The sequence below is a fragment of the Paenibacillus sp. SYP-B3998 genome (genome assembly GCF_010820665.1).
Taxonomy (GTDB): domain Bacteria; phylum Bacillota; class Bacilli; order Paenibacillales; family NBRC-103111; genus Paenibacillus_E.
In genome coordinates, this window is the sequence record NZ_JAAIKC010000001.1 from 1431366 (window position 1) to 1447709 (window position 16344).

15 protein-coding genes are annotated in these 16344 nt (G+C 41.3%); 11 read left to right on the forward strand and 4 right to left on the reverse strand.

All coding sequences use genetic code 11. From position 1 onward, the window contains the following. Nucleotides 1–32 precede the first annotated feature (32 nt). Complete coding sequence (locus GK047_RS06615) at nt 33–1250, forward strand: M24 family metallopeptidase (RefSeq protein ID WP_163942873.1); 1218 nt, start codon at nt 33–35, stop codon at nt 1248–1250. A 472-nt stretch (nt 1251–1722) separates the two neighbouring features. Continuing rightward, entirely contained in the window at nt 1723–2376 is a 654-nt protein-coding gene (locus tag GK047_RS06620) for a FusB/FusC family EF-G-binding protein (RefSeq protein WP_163942877.1), read from the forward strand. 110 nt (nt 2377–2486) lie between these two features. Here the strand turns inward: GK047_RS06620 and msrA are convergent, their stop codons facing one another. After that, the gene (gene msrA / locus GK047_RS06625) at nt 2487–3044 is read right to left on the reverse strand and encodes a peptide-methionine (S)-S-oxide reductase MsrA (RefSeq protein ID WP_240343771.1); all 558 of its coding nucleotides are present in this window, start codon (nt 3042–3044) and stop codon (nt 2487–2489) included. Nucleotides 3045–3352: 308 nt separating this feature from the next. On the opposite strand from msrA, the gene GK047_RS06630 reads away from it, so the two are divergent. Genes GK047_RS06630 through GK047_RS06645 form a run of 4 tightly spaced genes read left to right on the forward strand, consistent with a single transcriptional unit; the run spans nt 3353 to nt 5955 of the window. After that, complete coding sequence (locus GK047_RS06630; protein ID WP_163942879.1) at nt 3353–3994, forward strand: SIS domain-containing protein; 642 nt, start codon at nt 3353–3355, stop codon at nt 3992–3994. Between the two features lie 18 nt (nt 3995–4012). Further along, nucleotides 4013–4432 (forward strand): sugar isomerase domain-containing protein, encoded by a 420-nt coding sequence (locus tag GK047_RS06635; protein ID WP_163942882.1) that lies wholly within the window; start codon nt 4013–4015, stop codon nt 4430–4432. A gap of 29 nt (nt 4433–4461) precedes the next feature. Then, nucleotides 4462–5202, forward strand: coding sequence for a BadF/BadG/BcrA/BcrD ATPase family protein (locus GK047_RS06640; RefSeq protein WP_163942885.1), 741 nt, complete (start codon nt 4462–4464; stop codon nt 5200–5202). Nucleotides 5203–5220: 18 nt separating this feature from the next. Further along, nucleotides 5221–5955: an MOSC domain-containing protein gene (locus GK047_RS06645; RefSeq protein WP_163942888.1), complete on the forward strand. Its 735-nt coding sequence runs from the start codon at nt 5221–5223 to the stop codon at nt 5953–5955. A gap of 113 nt (nt 5956–6068) precedes the next feature. Here GK047_RS06645 and GK047_RS06650 read toward each other — a convergent pair whose 3' ends face one another. Further along, a complete protein-coding gene (locus GK047_RS06650) occupies nt 6069–6824 on the reverse strand; it encodes a Calx-beta domain-containing protein (protein WP_240343844.1) in 756 nt (251 codons plus the stop codon). A gap of 305 nt (nt 6825–7129) precedes the next feature. Here GK047_RS06650 and GK047_RS06655 point away from each other — a divergent pair, with 305 nt between their 5' ends. From GK047_RS06655 to GK047_RS06670, 4 genes are all read left to right on the forward strand, one after another. Further along, the gene (locus tag GK047_RS06655; protein ID WP_163942894.1) at nt 7130–9082 is read left to right on the forward strand and encodes an AraC family transcriptional regulator; all 1953 of its coding nucleotides are present in this window, start codon (nt 7130–7132) and stop codon (nt 9080–9082) included. Nucleotides 9083–9514: 432 nt separating this feature from the next. Continuing rightward, a complete protein-coding gene (locus GK047_RS06660; protein ID WP_163942897.1) occupies nt 9515–10069 on the forward strand; it encodes a MarR family winged helix-turn-helix transcriptional regulator in 555 nt (184 codons plus the stop codon). A 371-nt stretch (nt 10070–10440) separates the two neighbouring features. Continuing rightward, nucleotides 10441–12243 carry an ABC transporter ATP-binding protein gene (locus tag GK047_RS06665; RefSeq protein WP_163942899.1) on the forward strand — a complete coding sequence of 601 codons (1803 nt, stop codon included), beginning with the start codon at nt 10441–10443 and terminating at the stop codon, nt 12241–12243. A 64-nt stretch (nt 12244–12307) separates the two neighbouring features. Then, complete coding sequence (locus GK047_RS06670) at nt 12308–13459, forward strand: MFS transporter (RefSeq protein WP_481855931.1); 1152 nt, start codon at nt 12308–12310, stop codon at nt 13457–13459. 303 nt (nt 13460–13762) lie between these two features. Here GK047_RS06670 and GK047_RS06675 read toward each other — a convergent pair whose 3' ends face one another. Further along, entirely contained in the window at nt 13763–14755 is a 993-nt protein-coding gene (locus tag GK047_RS06675; RefSeq protein ID WP_240343845.1) for a VanZ family protein, read from the reverse strand. A 286-nt stretch (nt 14756–15041) separates the two neighbouring features. After that, nucleotides 15042–15359, reverse strand: coding sequence for a spore germination protein (locus GK047_RS06685; RefSeq protein ID WP_163942903.1), 318 nt, complete (start codon nt 15357–15359; stop codon nt 15042–15044). 465 nt (nt 15360–15824) lie between these two features. Here GK047_RS06685 and GK047_RS06690 point away from each other — a divergent pair, with 465 nt between their 5' ends. After that, nucleotides 15825–16325 carry a DinB family protein gene (locus GK047_RS06690; RefSeq protein ID WP_163942904.1) on the forward strand — a complete coding sequence of 167 codons (501 nt, stop codon included), beginning with the start codon at nt 15825–15827 and terminating at the stop codon, nt 16323–16325. The last annotated feature ends 19 nt before the right edge of the window (nt 16326–16344 follow it).

Consider the following 16344-nt stretch of genomic DNA (forward strand, 5'->3'; position numbering starts at 1 on the left):
ATAGGAAAGCCTAATCCGAAGGAGTTGAGAATATGGTCCCTATTAGTCAGGATCATTTAATAACCATTTCAGAGCGAGCCAGATTGATCATGGAGAACGAACAGATCGACGCTTTAGTTTCTTCTAGCTGTGAAAACTTTTATTACCTTTCCGGTCACCAAAGCGCGTTCATGTATACCCTGCGTATGAGTGAAGTTGCACTTGCCGTTCTATTTCGAGATTCTAGTCGGAAGACGATCTTGATTATGAATGATTTTGAAGCAGCTGGCGTTGCGAATGTTCTTCCTCAATATGAGATCCGAACCTATCCCACTTGGGTGGATGTTGATGATCCGCTAGGTCTGATCGGCGACAAATTCCAGGGGAAGCGGCCGGTTTCCCCCCAGGCGGAGGAAATGTTCGGGGTGCTGAGTCAGGTACTCGCGGAATATGGAGTTTCCAATGGGAAAATCGCTGTCGAGCTAAGTTCGATGCGCTATTCGTCCGTCATGGCGTTACGGCGAGCCTGCCCCGGAATATCCGAGTTGGTGGAGGCTAATCCGATTTTCACTGAACTTCGTGCAATAAAAACCCCTTGGGAGATCGACCAACTGCGCAAGGCTTGCATGTATGCAGAGGCAGGCATCGTTTCCGCATCAAGTGAAATAGCGGTAGGTATTTCCGCTGCGGAGATCGTTGAAGCCTTCCGCAAGTCCTTGATGAGGTATCCGGATGGTTCGACCGCCCGGTTTCATATGGTTTCCGTAGGCGCCAATTTTGCTCCAGCGCATGTATTTGACAACCGTCCAAGTGAGCTTGGCGATTTGATTAAATTTGACGTGGGTGTTGATGTGGCAGGATATGGCTCTGACATCGCTCGCACCTTCGTTCTGGGTCCGCCTACGGATATGATGAAGCGTATTTACAGCGCACTGAGGGTGGGGCACGATCGTCTCTTAGAGATCATCGAGCCAGGATTGTCCATGAGCAGTGCCTTTGGGGAGGTCATGAATCTGATCCGCTCCTCGGGACTTACGAATTACAACCGCGGCCATCTTGGACACAGTGCAGGTCTAAGTCTCGCCGCAGAAGAAGCGCCTTTCATCAGTCCTTCCGAGAACGCAGTGTTTCGCCCTGGCATGGTGATTTGCTTAGAAACACCTTACTATGGCCACGGTTTAGGGTCGATTATGATTGAGGATATGGTCTTGGTCACAGATAACGGCTGCGAGCGGCTTAATCGGCTAACTACGGATCTTATTTCGCTTTAAAAGCTATTGGACTTCTGGTGAAGATGGTGTCTACTGAACAAGATGATTAAGTTGGTTTGTACCGTTAATTAGGTGCAAACCATTTTTTATTGCAGCAAAAGATGCCAAAACTTGCAGATGCACTTGTTCAACAGTGAACAGAGTACCTACGAACCCACCCTCAAATAAAGTTGTAGTTAACACAAAATGATTGTGGAGGAAGAGCAGTATTAATCAATTAAAGTCATTCTTTCCATTGAAAAAATGGAGGAGCTTTTTCTATAATATTCATATCGTAAAAGCGAGGGAGTTGGTATAAATGGCAATTAGAAATTGCCAGATTGGCACAGTCTCATGCAAAGCCTGTTTCAGAGGCGATACTTTGCATGGGCGTGAAAAATATCAAAAATAAAATCGCCCAAATGTGCATATCGTTTCTAATATTTGGCTTTGCACCTTATTCCATTTATAAAAAATAAGGGGCTGAACATCTATGTGTGAACCATTTATTAGAAACCACCAATATAACTTTATCAATAAACAAGCAGGTTTATTGCACCAGGCTCTCAGAACGATTGCCGATCAGAAAGTATTGGAGGCCGTTCGATATGGGACAGAATCCAAAATATTAGAACTCTTTCCTAGCGTTACAGACATGCAGAAACAACAGTTGGAAAAAATTTCTGCATTAGAAACAGCAGATGATTTTCAAAAGTATCTAAAGGCACTTGAACCGTATCTGATGGAATTTCCACAAGTTTCAGAGAAACAGATTCAGAAGCTTTTTCCCAAGACGAAGAAACTAAAGATCCCTGATTTATCATTGATAGACAATCGTTATGTAAGCTTTCTTAGTTGGATCGATATCTCCACTAATAAATTGTTCATTGTTTATTATTTAAACGGGCAACTCATCGGTGTCGAAGGTAGGTACACTCCGACAAATAAGAAGAGTTTTTGCTTTTTATGTAATAGGTATGAAGAGCTTGCTTTATTTTCGGCGATATCCAAAAAAAGGCCAACTCATTCTTCACCTGATTATTATAAAGCGGTTGGGAACTATTTGTGCATGAATAATCATGCATGTAATAAGAACATTACAGATCTTTCTTCTTTAGATAAGTTTATTGCCACTGTTTTGGGATAGCCAGACTTATAAAACACGACTAAAACCATTGTATCTACGATTTTCTAGATGCAATGGTTTTTTTATATATTAGTATGCTTAATCAAATACTCCTTTTCTTAAAAGTATCACTACCCTATCGTTGCCCCAGGTTTTATCCAAAAATGTATCGCGACCGGAGGCGAATACACCAATCTTATGACTAATTGGATTTTTTTGTAATAGTCCTGGTGTTCCTGCTCGGCATTGTAAAACGTGGATGCTAATAAAATTTTTGTAACAATGGGTTTATCAAACCGTCTTGATGATACTAATGCATCTCTGGATGCTTCAGCCAACTCTTTCTGTTCATTGCTATTGTAAAATATGGCGGAATGATATTCTTCGCCACGATCAACGAATTGACCGTCTGCATCTGTAGGATCAATGTTTCGCCAGAAAACTTGAAGTAGCTTGTCATACGTAATACGATTCGGGTTATAACGAACTTCCACCGATTCGAGATGTCCTGTAGTTCGAGAAGACACTTCTGCATAGGTCGGATTTTCCTTATGTCCTCCCGTATAACCGGTTACAACACGCAAGACGCCATCAAGCTTTTCAAAAGGCTCTTCCATATTCCAGAAACAACCACCAGCAAAAATAGCGATTTCGTAAGGGGTGTTCGATTTTTCATTAACTGTAGTCAAAATCACTTGAGCCTTCACCATTTCATTTTTGGGAAACGAAGCGTAAAAGAAATAACCAATTATGGATAATAGTGTAATGGGTAACACATATAATTTAAGTTTTTTAAACTCAATTTCCCTTTCACCTCCGTAGTATCTATTGGGGATGGAGCATCTCATCTCTTAGTATCGCACCGTCAAGATAGATTTTTTCACAGGCATCTAATCCACTCTCCTTTTTTCAAGTTACCTTATTACTTTTTCATTCTAATTTGCTCCTTGCATTGTTTTTTTATTTCATTTGTCCAATAGGGCACTTATTCTCCTAGGTGACACTTGCGAGAAACAGCGCTTATTTTGATACGCCGACGATATTTGAAAATATTCAAAAAGAAGATCATTTAAATGTGGCAATCGAGAAAATTTATGCGAACAACATTCAGGCGTTAAATGGTACTTTTCAAAGCTTGGATCTGAAGGAACTAAAGAAAGCTGCAGAAGTGATTGCCAGCGCGAGGATCATTTATTTGTTTGGGGTCGGAACGTCTGGAATGGTGGCTGATTATGCTTCATACCGATTTACGCGTATTGGTCTTTTGACAAAATCGTACATGGATAGTCATCTGATATCAATGTCCACCGCAACCATTCAAGCGAATGATGTTGTTATCGCAATTTCTCAGTCAGGAAGCACCACAGCTATTGTCAAAGCGTTAGAGAGTGTTAAAAAATGCGGTGCCAACATCATTTCGATAACGAGTCATTCACGATCACCTGTAACGAAGAGCAGCAGCATTGTGTTACGAAGCTCAGTTCACGAGACTCCATTCGAAAGTGGTGATATGCCTTCATTGATGGCTCAGTTAAGTGTCGTAGATGCGCTAATGGTGGCAGCTGCCCTAGAAAACTTTGATGCATCGATGAATAGGATTCAAGCTGCGACTGAAGCTCTCAAATCGAAGAAACTATAACGCAGTTCCTAAATTAATATGAATCGGGTGATTGATTTGGAAAGATATTTCTCAAGGGTAGAAGAAATATTAAAACAAGTGAAGGAAACGCAGAAAGATAATATGAAGCAGGCCGCTGACTGCTGCGCGAATGCGCTATTAATGAACAAGCAGCTGTTTTTTTTCGGGACAGGACACTCGCACATGCTTGCGGAAGAGGTTTATTACCGGGCTGGCGGTTTGATGAAAGTAAAGCCAATTTTGGAAAGCGCCTTGATGCTGCATGAAGGCGGACCCAAAAGCACGAAAATGGAACGAATTCACGGGTATGCTGAAATTTTGCTTGAGGAGCACAAGGTCGCCAAAGAAGATGTCTTGTTTATAATATCCAATTCAGGATTGAATTCAGTTCCAGTGGAGATGGCCCTAGGTGCAAAGAAAAGGGGGCCATCGTCGTAGCGCTTACCAATTTACAGCAGTCTGAACAAATGAAGCCTAGGCACCAAAGTGGGAAAAAGCTGTATGAAATAGCGGATATTGTGATTGATAATTGCGGGTGCGTAGGCGATGCAGCGGTTTACATGGAGCAGATGGATATATCTGTAGGTCCAACATCCACGGTGATTGGAGCATATATTCTAATTGGGGGGAGACCAGGAGTCGTTGTCATTTCAGGAACGGGTTCTATTGCGTATTCCCTCTCACCCGACCATACAGTAAGGATGTGTGGAGGTTTCGGGCCGTTGTTCGGTGATGAAGGGAGCGGTTATTTCATTGGTACTGAAGCGCTGCGAGCCGTTTCCATGGATTTTGACAAACGTGGAACACAGACGCTGCTTACAAGAGAGTTGGGCCAAGTGCTAGGTTTTAGGAATCAATTGGAATTGATTGATAAGGTTTATGAATCTATGAGTCGAAAAGATATCGCAGCGCTCGCAGCGCATGTGGCTTACTGTGCAGCGCAGAACGATAAGGTTTCATTACATATCTTGGAGGATGCTGGAAAGCATTTGGCGGAGCACATGTTAACATTGATTCATCAAACGAACTGGAAGGATCGTCTCATTTTATCTTATGCGGGTGGCGTGTTTGGGATGGGAGAACTGATTATTCGGCCTTTGATGATGTATTTGGGTGAATGGAGCGAGTTCTTATGTGCACCGTGCAATAAACCTTCCTATGGAGCGGCAATGTTGGCAAGAAAGGCATTGAAGTCAATTAGACCTTAGATTACGGAGGGAATGACAATGGAAAAAGTCGGTACTCTACAGAGCATCACTCGGTATCCGGTTAAGGCGATGGGGGGAGAAACGCTAGAAAAATGCATGATGCACCTTTGCGGACTTCAAGGTGATCGGAGCCACGCATTCCTCGACCTAAGTCGCCCAGGTGAATATTTGACAGCGAACAATTATCCGACTCTTTTTCGTTATACGGCTCGATTTGACGTGGTGAAGGAAGGCCAAGAAACTGCTGAACGACTGATTGTCACCGCTCCGGATGGACAATCCTATGAATGGGGAGACTCTAGCTTGTTACGAAGGCTGGAACAGGAAACGAATCGAAGTCTTGGTTATAAATCGTTTGAATCGAATACGATTGGAGCGAATTCTGAGGATCATATCCTCATTGCATCAGAATCATCTTTGCGGGAAATATCACGCTTATGGGGTCAGGGGAACATGGATCCGCGACGATTTCGCGTCAATTGGTGTATCGCGTTGGACTGCGATACACCATTTAAAGAGGAAACATGGGTAGGCAAGCAAATTGTAGTGGGGGAAACCGTTTTAGATGTTAACAAGTGTTGTAAAAGGTGCTTCTATGTAAACATTAATCCTGAAACGGCAACGATAGATCCTTCGGTGTTGAAAACGATAGTTCGCCAGCGTTCCAACTGCTTTGGTGTGTATGCTTCTGTTGTGAAGAAGGGAACAAATTACCAAAGTGAGTCCGTGTATGTTGCAGATGCTTTATACTGAATGAATGCCAATGACGAATCCCCCACAGGCCTTCGCGGCTGACGGGGGATATTTTTTGTTTAATTTAATCCACGAGAACAGCTCAGGGGAACTTCCCTAGCGGATTCAGCGCCTTACCGATCTGCATCTTTAATAACAACAGTCGTTTTATTTATTTCCCCTGCCTCGACATGATGGCTAGTGCCGTTCAAAGGTATTACTTCCAACTCGAATGCCTCTAAACGTTCTGGTAATTTATCATCTATAAGGGTAATTTGAAGGATTTTGCTCATTTCACCATCATTGAAAGTAATGTAGGTAGGTCCTGGAATAAAATCTACATTTATGGTTGCAGACTTACCACGGGCAAAATAGCCAACATCAACAACTCCATGACCAGTACCTTTGCGAACCATTTTTACATTCGCTACTCTCGACTCCTCGCTAGCCATTTGAGCTAAAGTATCAAACTCAAATATTGCGGGAACCGTGTCATAATAAAAGGATCTACTACTCTCTTCAATTAATCCTGAACGTGTAGTTACCTTAATTGTTAATTTCTTTAAACCGGGACTTAATCCGTTAAATGATACAATCGCAGTATACCTATTTTTCAACGATGGTACATTTGGAAGTGTCTCCATTGGGTAAGTACGGTCTTCGAAACTCACTGTAGCAGTTGATATGTTATCCAACGGATTGTTGCTTACAATATAAGCATAAACAAAAAGAGAGGCTCCAACAAGCGCATTTTCTTTTTGCCATTGCGTCCAGTCGATCTTTACACCAGTTGCAGCGTGAGCGCTTGTCGAGAGTAGGCTGGGAAGCAGTAAAGTGAGGATTAGCAAGGTAAAGAGTAATTTCTTTTGAACCGTTTTAAATAAAATCATCAACTATCAACCTCCTATTATAAGTTCCAAACTAATCATAGATTCATTTGGTAATAATTGGAATAGTCACAAAGTGGTATAAATGCAATATAAATAGAAGAACTCTGTCGAAAAACTGGTGCCTTTATACAGCCTTATTTTGACAATGATAATGATTATCACTTACAATAATCCCTAATGTACGATAAGCGGCAATCTTATCGGGAAGAGATCGAAGCTTTTCATCATCAATAGGTTGATAGTCTTTCTCGTCGTGGTGCTGCATAAAGTCGCAAAGTAAGCGTTTGAGGAGTTGAAGTAAGCAGATGGAATGGAATGATCAGATCATGTTATGGAACTACGCTTCCATCAAGGTCTTGGATGTTCGTCATAAAATGATGAAGCTTGGTGAGGAATTGCGCTCTTATCGATTGCCAGCCAGTGGATTTCTATACACGACGAGTGGCAGCGCTCAAGTGTGTTTGGATGGTTCGGAGTATGAGACGAAGCGATTTCACGTGCTGCATGGAGGCAAGGGGATGTGCCTGGACATCATCTCGAAAGAAGAAGAGTTCGCGTATTATTTGATCTTCTACAAGGAGGTCATTCCTCTTCCTTGCAGGAAAGAGATTTTGTCTCTTATTGAAAGAAGCAACCCGTTTCAAATTCAATATGGCTTTGCGCCGCATTACCCGATTTCTCTACTCCATATCGTAGAAGTGATGGCTCGGGAGTGGCTTGTGGACAATAAGCTAGAGCGCTTTCATGTCAATGCGTTATTCCATCAATTTATTTATGAAATATTTCGTCAACTTCAACTACAAGATATACCTACAATGAAACCCGATCTCGTAGCGCAAACGCTGCGTTATATTAACGAGCATTACATGGATCCAATTACCCTAGAACAGCTGGCACAAGTATTGAATTATAGTTCCAAAAATTTGTCGAAAGTGTTCAAGAAACAAACGGGGTATAGTTTGATTGATTATGTGATACAAGTGAGAATCCACAAAGCCAAGGATTTATTGAAGCGAACGGATTCGACGATCCAGGAAATTGCCGAAAGCATCGGTTACTCTGATCGATTATATTTCACTCGAATTTTTAAAAAGCATGCAGGTGTTTCGCCTGGGAGCTTTAAAGAAATTGTACAAGGGAGCAAGAAGAGGACAGATCGTGCATACAGGTTGAGCCGATCGTCTATTGTTCCTTGGAGGCTACAGCGGTATATTGATGATAGTGATAATCATTATCAATATATGTATAAAGGAGATTTACCGATGTCCAAAGGTTTGAAATTATCAATGGCAGCAACCGTATTGTTTTGTTTTGCACTGTTTATGAGTGCTTGCTCTACCGGGACAATAAGCTCCAATGCAACAACCGGGGGATCGCAAGTGACTTCCAATCAGGAATCTACGCCTGCTCATAGAACAGGGGCCAAGGCTCAAACTAGAGTGATATCTACACTGAAAGGGGATATTACAATCCCTAACCAGCCTGAGCGAATTGTTGTAGATCTGTATTTAGGTAGTTTCATTGCGTTGAATGTGAAGCCAATAGGAACACCTGAACTAAATTTGAAAAATCCATACTTCACGAAGTCACTTGTAGGGGTGGAAAGTATTGGAGAATATGAAAATGTGTCATTAGAAAAAATAATGCATCTGCAGCCTGACTTAATAGTTACGGGAAATATGGAGGCGTATGAGAATTTCAGCAAAATTGCACCGACTATTCTTGTTCCCTACGGTGAACTGAAAAATGTGCATGAGGAAGTCACTTATTTTGGAAAGGTATTAGGGAAAGAGGCAGAGGCGAAGGCTTGGTTGGCTGAATACGATCAGCGTATTGCAGCTGCCAAAGAGCAAGTAGAGAAGTCGATTCCACGAGAGGCTACGTTCTCCGTTATGCAAGATTGGGAGAAAAGCACAGGCGTATTCGGTGATAATTTCGGCAGAGGTGGTCAAGCTGTATATCGAGCCCTTGGCCGGAAGCCTCCTGTTAAAAAGGCTGAAGAAATAATGAAGGAGCAACTTTTGGAAATACCCGAAGAAGTGTTGTCCGACTTCACAGGCGATTATATTATATTAACATCCGATAAGCGTACGCTTGCAGATTTGAAAACAGATCCGATCTGGAAAACGCTTGATGCTGTTAAAAATGATCGCGTGTATGTTTGGAAGCATCAGCGCTCATGGTATTTCGATCCGATTGCCACGCTTTCACAGACAGAGGAGCTTGCTGCTTGGTTAGCTGGGGAAAAAAAGGAGTAGTATTGTGCAGGAACGTTTATTGACCCGTCGGATAGACTTTGTTAAAACGTTAATTTGCAAAAAATTAAATGTGAAAAAATGCGTTGTTGAAGCGTTAAACAATGCGAAAAAAAGAAATTATCGTGACGAGTTTGAGAGAGCACAGTAAACTGCTATGATTCCGGTGCATGAAACAAATATCGGATGACAAGAAAATAGGCTGAATAGAACCGCGTAAATCGCGGTTCTATTCGTTTAAGAACATATGGACTAGCCGCACTTTTTTGGGGCCCCTAAGTCTCATTCCTGTGTCCATTTCCAGCATCGATGACTAATGCGGCGTTTCCTCCCTTACAGATTAAAAAGAGAACGAATTTCATACTTGCGAAGTTTGCAGCAATCAGTTATATTGAATCTAGTTAGATTATCTAATTATATAAAGGGAGATGAAAAATGGACGGGAAATTAACCAAAGAAAATGCTACAGAACAACAGCTGCCAAGGCTTGGAATCGCTCCATATTTAACATTAATGGGGGATACAGCTTCTTCTGAAACGGATCAAGATGCAGCACAGTTGGGTCTCTTAATGCTATGGTTAGGAGATCATGTTTTGGATATTATGGATCTTGAACTCTCATCTTACAGCATTACGGAAAGCAAGCTGGATCTGCTGTTGATGTTGTTTCTTCATGCGGACAAGGAGCTTTTAACCCCTTCAGCCTTAGCCGATCGAATGGGGATTCGCCGATCTTCCGTGACGGCTCTATTGAATTGGTTGGAAAAAAGAAATTGGATTAATCGCGAATCCTACGACAAAGATGGCCGCATGACGCATGTTCGTATTAATGCAGAAGGTCGTGTTTTTTTGCAGCAAGTATTACCGCAATTCTGGTCTACTTGCGCTTCACTTATCGAGGATCTGGATACGGAAGAAAGAAAGCTTTTCTCAAAAGTACTGCTCAAATTAAATGATCGTATTGAAAAAAGATTGGGTGTAGGAAGATAATTTTTTTTGAGAAAGTAGTTAGACAGTCTATCTATATGTGAGTCGGAAACATTTTAGTGAGATGAAAGCATAGGGGGTGATGAAATGCTTTTGCGGCCAGTACGCCTGCAATTCCGGTCTACTTGATCTTCACTTGTTGAGAAGCTGATTTGGAAGAGAGAGCTTTTCCCAAAAGTGCTGCTCAAATTATGGGGGGTGACCGCCGCTATGCGTTGGTTTCACAACACGCTCCTAGTATCCGCGCGCGTTGGCAGAAGATCGTTTGAAAAACGGTTAAGTGTAGGGAAATATTTTTTTGAGAAAGTAGTTAGACAGTCTATCTATATATAATTCAGAAAATAATTTAGTTGAAATGAAAGTATGTGGAAGTGATGAAATTTTTGAATTTCGGAAAAGATGAAAAAAAACGTTCTCCCCATAGCAAGAGTACGATAAAAAGTATGGTTAGAGAGATGTTCTTGCAGATACGGACGCAATGGGGGATATTAATGCTGGCCGCTGCCTGTGTAATAGGTATCTCCATTTTAGAATTCATGATCCCTCAATTAACGAAAAAAATTATTGATTATATGATTCCAGGCAAGAAGTATCGTGAGCTTTTGGAGATGGCGGGGTTGATTATTATTGCGGCGCTGCTGCTGGGAATTTTTAATTTCGTCAACAGCTATGTGATGACTATCGTTAGCCAGAAGGCGATCTTTCAGCTGCGGGATAAGCTGTACAGGCATACTGTTAATTTGGATTTGAAGTTTTTTGACCGTAACCGTACTGGAGATTTAATGGCAAGACTAACAGGTGATGTCAATCAACTGCAGGATTTAGTTTCCTCAGATACGCTTTCAATTATTGCAAATATTTTCACATGTCTAGTAATTACCTCATATCTGTTTTATGTTGATTGGCAGTTGGCACTTTGCATAATCATTACTTTGCCTTTATTGTTCGGTAGTTCCCGTTTTTTCAGTATTCGTATTAAATCTGCCTATCGAACGGTTCGTCAGGCAACAGCAGAATTGAATAATCAGCTTCAAGATACATTAACATCCATACGTACGATTAAAACATTTGCGAGTGAGGATGATGAAGCAGATAAATTCTCTAAAAGCAGTGAGCAAAATCGGATGGCTACGGTCTCGGCATCGCGACTATCTTCCCTTTTTTCACCGCTTATAGACTGGCTAAACTATATAGGTATGACGATCGTTCTGCTGGTTGGTGCCTGGCAGGTAATGCTCGGACACCTTACAGTGGGGGAAATCGTCGCCTATTTAGCGTACTTGCGACTCCTGCAAGGTCCGATCCGTTCGTTAAGTCGAATGGTTAACAAAGTGCAGCAATCGGCTGCGGCTTTTGAGCGAATACAGGAAGTATTAGATACGATTCCGGAGGTTCGCGATATAGAAAAGGCGATTATTTTACCGCCTGTCCGGGGAGAAATCGTGTTTGAAGATGTGAATTTTGCGTATGAAAAGGGGCAGCCCGTTTTACAAAATTTCCATTTACGACTTGTTCCTAATCAGGTTACGGCATTGGTTGGTTCGTCAGGATCGGGTAAATCAACCATCGCACATTTGATTGCACGAATGTACGATGTTCAGATGGGCTGCATTTATATGGATGGTCATCCATTAAAAATGGTTCAGATGAAGTCACTTCGGCAGCAGATGGGAGTTGTCTCACAGGAAGTGATTCTTCTAAATGGAACGATTCGAGACAATATCGCTTATGGAAATCCTCAAGCAACGAATGAAGAAATTGAGGCAGCCGCAGCAGCTGCAAACGCGCATGATTTTATTAGTGGTTTCCAACAGGGGTACGATACTCCGGTGGGGGAAAGAGGCATTAAGCTGTCAGGAGGGCAAAGGCAGAGGATTTCAATCGCGAGGGCGTTCTTGAAAAAACCTCGTTTAATAATCCTTGACGAAGCTACGGCATCGCTGGATACGGAATCTGAACAACAAATTCAGCATGCTCTGGCAGTACTCCTTCCTGGACGCACTTGTCTTGTTATTGCTCATCGCCTTTCTACGATTCAAGCTGCTGATCAAATTATTGTATTGGAGAAAGGAGAAATTGTGGAGAAGGGGACCCACGAAGCTTTGCTTAGGCAGGAAGGCAGATACAAACTATTGCATGATAGGCAGTTTTCTAGAAAAGAATTTCAAATCAACTAACATGATGAGGTGTTCTATGAAACAACAAGCTATAGCGAATGTTGTAGACAGAAATTATTCTTTAATGACAGTAATACTATGCTGGTCCGGCCTTGTGGTTATGTCCAGTCTGTACGTAACGATTCCGCTTATTCCTATGTTCGCTGAACTATTTGGTAAGACTCCCACACAAGCCACCGCAGTAGGAAGTACGTTTTCAATTGGATTTGCAGTCGGTTGCTTAATTTATGGAGCGTTGTCGGATAAATACGGGCGGAAGAAAGTTATATGTATGGGTCTCATTTTTTTAACAGTCATTTCTTTTTTGCTTGGAATTGTCGATAGCTTTGTAGGGATAGTTATCCTTAGAGGCCTACAGGGAGCTGCGGCTGCTACTTTCTCTCCGGTTGCGCTCTCTTATGCGGTGGAGATGTATCCTGCTGAAAAGCGGGTAACGACGATCGGGTTTATAAGCACTGGTTTTTTGACAGCAGGGATTGTGGGGCAGGTAATCAGCGGAATGATTAGTCAAAGTTATGGGTGGCATGCCGTATTTTATTTGCTTGCTGTAATTTACGCTTTAACTGCTTTATTGGTACTTATCTTCCTTCCAAAAGGTGAAATTCATCAGTCACACGCCAATATTTGGGGACCCATCATGCAAATAGGAAAAGTGTTTGCTCAGAAAAATTTGGTGCTAAGTTATGTGGTTGCTTTTGTTCTACTCATGTCGTTTGTAAGTATGTATACCGTTTTGGGAAATTATTTGAGTCACAGTCCGTTCAGCCTGAGTAAGGAACAGATTCTTTACATCCGTTCCGTCGGTGTGCTGGGTATGCTAGTATCTCCATTTTCTGGAAAGCTGACGAAGCGTTTTGGCATACGCCCGACACTGCGCAGTGGCGTGCTATTAGCGATCATTGGCATGATGAGTTTTGGAATGACGTCCAGCCTTCCTTTTCTGATCGGTATGAGTTTAATATTCGTTGTAGGTATTGCGCTGGCTGTTCCATCCCTTGTTTCTCTGGTTGGTCAATTAGGGGGGAAACAGAGAGGCATAGCGGTATCCGTCTATACCTTTATTTTATTTGCTGGAACAAGTCTCGGCCCAATATTATCTCTTTACTTTATGAGAAGCGGTAGTTATGCAGTGACTTTTATCTTACTTGCTCTCGTACTTGGCGTTGGCTTGCTAGCTGCATGTCTAATCAATAGGGAGGTGTCGGAGGAAAAGTGAATAGGAAGATGAAGGAAGATCGCTAAATTCTGTTGGACAATAGTAATTATTAATACTGATTGATGTCACATTTTTGCCATTTCGAAAAAAGTAGGTTCTCTTTATCATATCTTGTATTTTCTACTCAGGAGGGCGCTCATCATATAAACGGAAGGGGAGAAGACGGGAATTGCATAAAAGGATTTCGTTTTTGACCATTCGTGAAATTTTGCCCTCCTGCTCACCATGTTCAAGGAAGTGCAGTCACTTCATCAAATATCGCTCGGAATTCACCTAGATCGCGTGCAAATCTGTAAGGTTATTTCATTTTTTTCTTGGTGTTAAATTTGCAACATGGTCGAAGTAAAAGAGACGATCACCTTTTCTAATCACAACCATAATTGCATGGATGAATAGGACAGACCACATGATAACTACAAACGTAAATCCTCCCACACTTAGCCATACTTGATGAGAATAGAGGGGTGAATTCAAATCTAATTTAATCTCGGTAAATACGCTTATGAATTTTGATATCATCCATGGTAAATATAAGGCCACAAACCTCTTAAGTAAGGGTTGCCACGAAGGACTATTTCCAGAGGGGCCTATTAGTTTATATTTCATTATATTCGAACCTATTGTTTTCCCTTTCCACACAAGTGGCACAATAAAGAGAACTACAAATAAACCAATCGTTGTATAAATAATTTCTATAACTCTACTGGAAACAAATAAACCAACGGTTAGAAGACAACTGATATGAATGAACTGAGTATCTATCAGAAGGGCTAGCAATTGGGGTACTGGGGATACTCTGTTCTTTTTAAGTATTTCTTTTGTTTTGGCTAAAATGCTCTTTTTTGACGGGAATAAAGCAAGAATTATTGGTGCAATAAGGAAACCCAAAAGTGAACCTGAGCTGTTCAAGATGAGATCGTCAACATCAAACAGGCGATATGGACATTTGTAAATTCCATAAATTCCTGTTAGTTGCGTTACCTCATAAAAGAGGGAAAGTGAAAAACCTATTACGAATGCTCGTTTCCAGTAATATCTCTTCTGAAAAAAGTATCTTAGATAGACTCCTAGTGGGAGCAATAATAGGAAGTTATATGCAGCTTGGAAGAATGCGCGCTGTTTAAGGATTTGAAAATAGGTCGTGGGTTTTAACCATACAAGGGAACTTCCTTTAAGGATATCCTTCACAAAAGAAAAAGGTGCCAATGAATAGTGGATTGTACCAGGTGATTGAATGGCACATGTATTCCGAGTTTCCGGAAGAGGCAACAGAACTAGAAACAAGGCCGATAACATATAGTAAATGAAGGAATAAGCTATTAATGTGGCATACAAGCTGAAAAAACCATATTTTCTATAACTATAGATCAACCAAGGGATTATTAAAAAAATAGCCAATAGACTAAATATAATAAATGCGGCTTTTATTGGTAGTATGTATGACATTACGGGTACCCTTTCGATAGGAAATTTAAAATTTCGGATTTTTGATTCTCCGGCGAATTAAAGAAATATTCGGTTCTTAGCGTTTCGTTAAAGCTGTCCTTTGGCCCTCGAATCACAACCTGAGCCGTTGGCTCTGTTACCCCTCTGCTTTCCCCGCCTGTGGTGAACCATTCTTCGTGGTCGCATCAAGAAGTTCGGTCTTGGTAGCTTTGAGCACAAAATTATTCACTATTTGTTTATCAACCATGGCATCAATATATATCGTGGAGACAAGCTGGTAGTTGGGGTGACCAAACCGAATTTGCCGTATAATCAAATCGGGACTGTGCCCGAAAGTTTGCTGAATTCGTTGAAGAGTGGGCTTGGATTCATCATGAACAGATGATTCCTGCGGCGCGGATACAAAGTATGTGGGAACAACTTTCCCAAAAACATGGTTTAGAAAACTCTTCATCTTTTTCTGTTACGTTAAGTTATTGTCTGTTTTCATTTTTTTATTCAAAATGAGGATATGCAGACATGTACAAAACATAAATAAGAGATGTTGAAATATGTATTTATTTCAAATCGGTCTGGTCAGGAATAAACGGTTATGTGATGATAACGTTGATAGAAGGTTGTCATACTGCTTTCTATACGATTGCATAAAATTAGGGAGGTTAATTGATATGCAGGAATTTGTTGGTCTTTGTCAACAGTGTAAAAGACAGATTTTCTGTCAGGATGGGTTTCTTCATGGCACGGTTTTAGAAGATAAATCTCTTGTGTGTTTGGACTGTTCAGATAAGAGGGACACATGCGCAGATAATAAGCAATTGAATAACGCAACCACCCTGACAGATTGATGTCAGGGTGGGTACGTTATTATATAAATAGGATCAACAACACGAAGGATGAAAAATTTGAGGAGGACAATTTAATGACACAAACGGCAATCGAAATGTATAACTACCACGTATGGGCGAATAAAACTATGTTTAATCGATTAAGAGAACTCCCACAGGATTTGTTGGATAGAGAGATCCAAAGTGTATTTCCTTCCGTTTCAAAGGTGATGCCTCATATTTACGTCACGGATCACTGTTGGTTAGATATCCTTATGGGTAAAAGCATGAATGAAGCAATGGCTCATGCAAATGCATTGAAAGCACAAATTGAGCTTAAGAATATGGATGAATTGGAAACGATGTTTTTTGAATTAACGGAGCGTTATAAAGCTTTTTTCAACCAAGAAGCAGATTTGGAAAAAACGTTGATTCTGAATAATCCTTATGCAGGGATACGGGAAACTCGTTACTCTGAAATTGTCCTGCAGATTGTTAACCATGCAACTTACCATCGTGGCAATATTACGGCTATGCTTCGACAAATGGGGCAAGCCTCTGTGATGACTGAGTATGCACTTTTTTGGTATTCTTGAGGCGACTTGATATAATAGT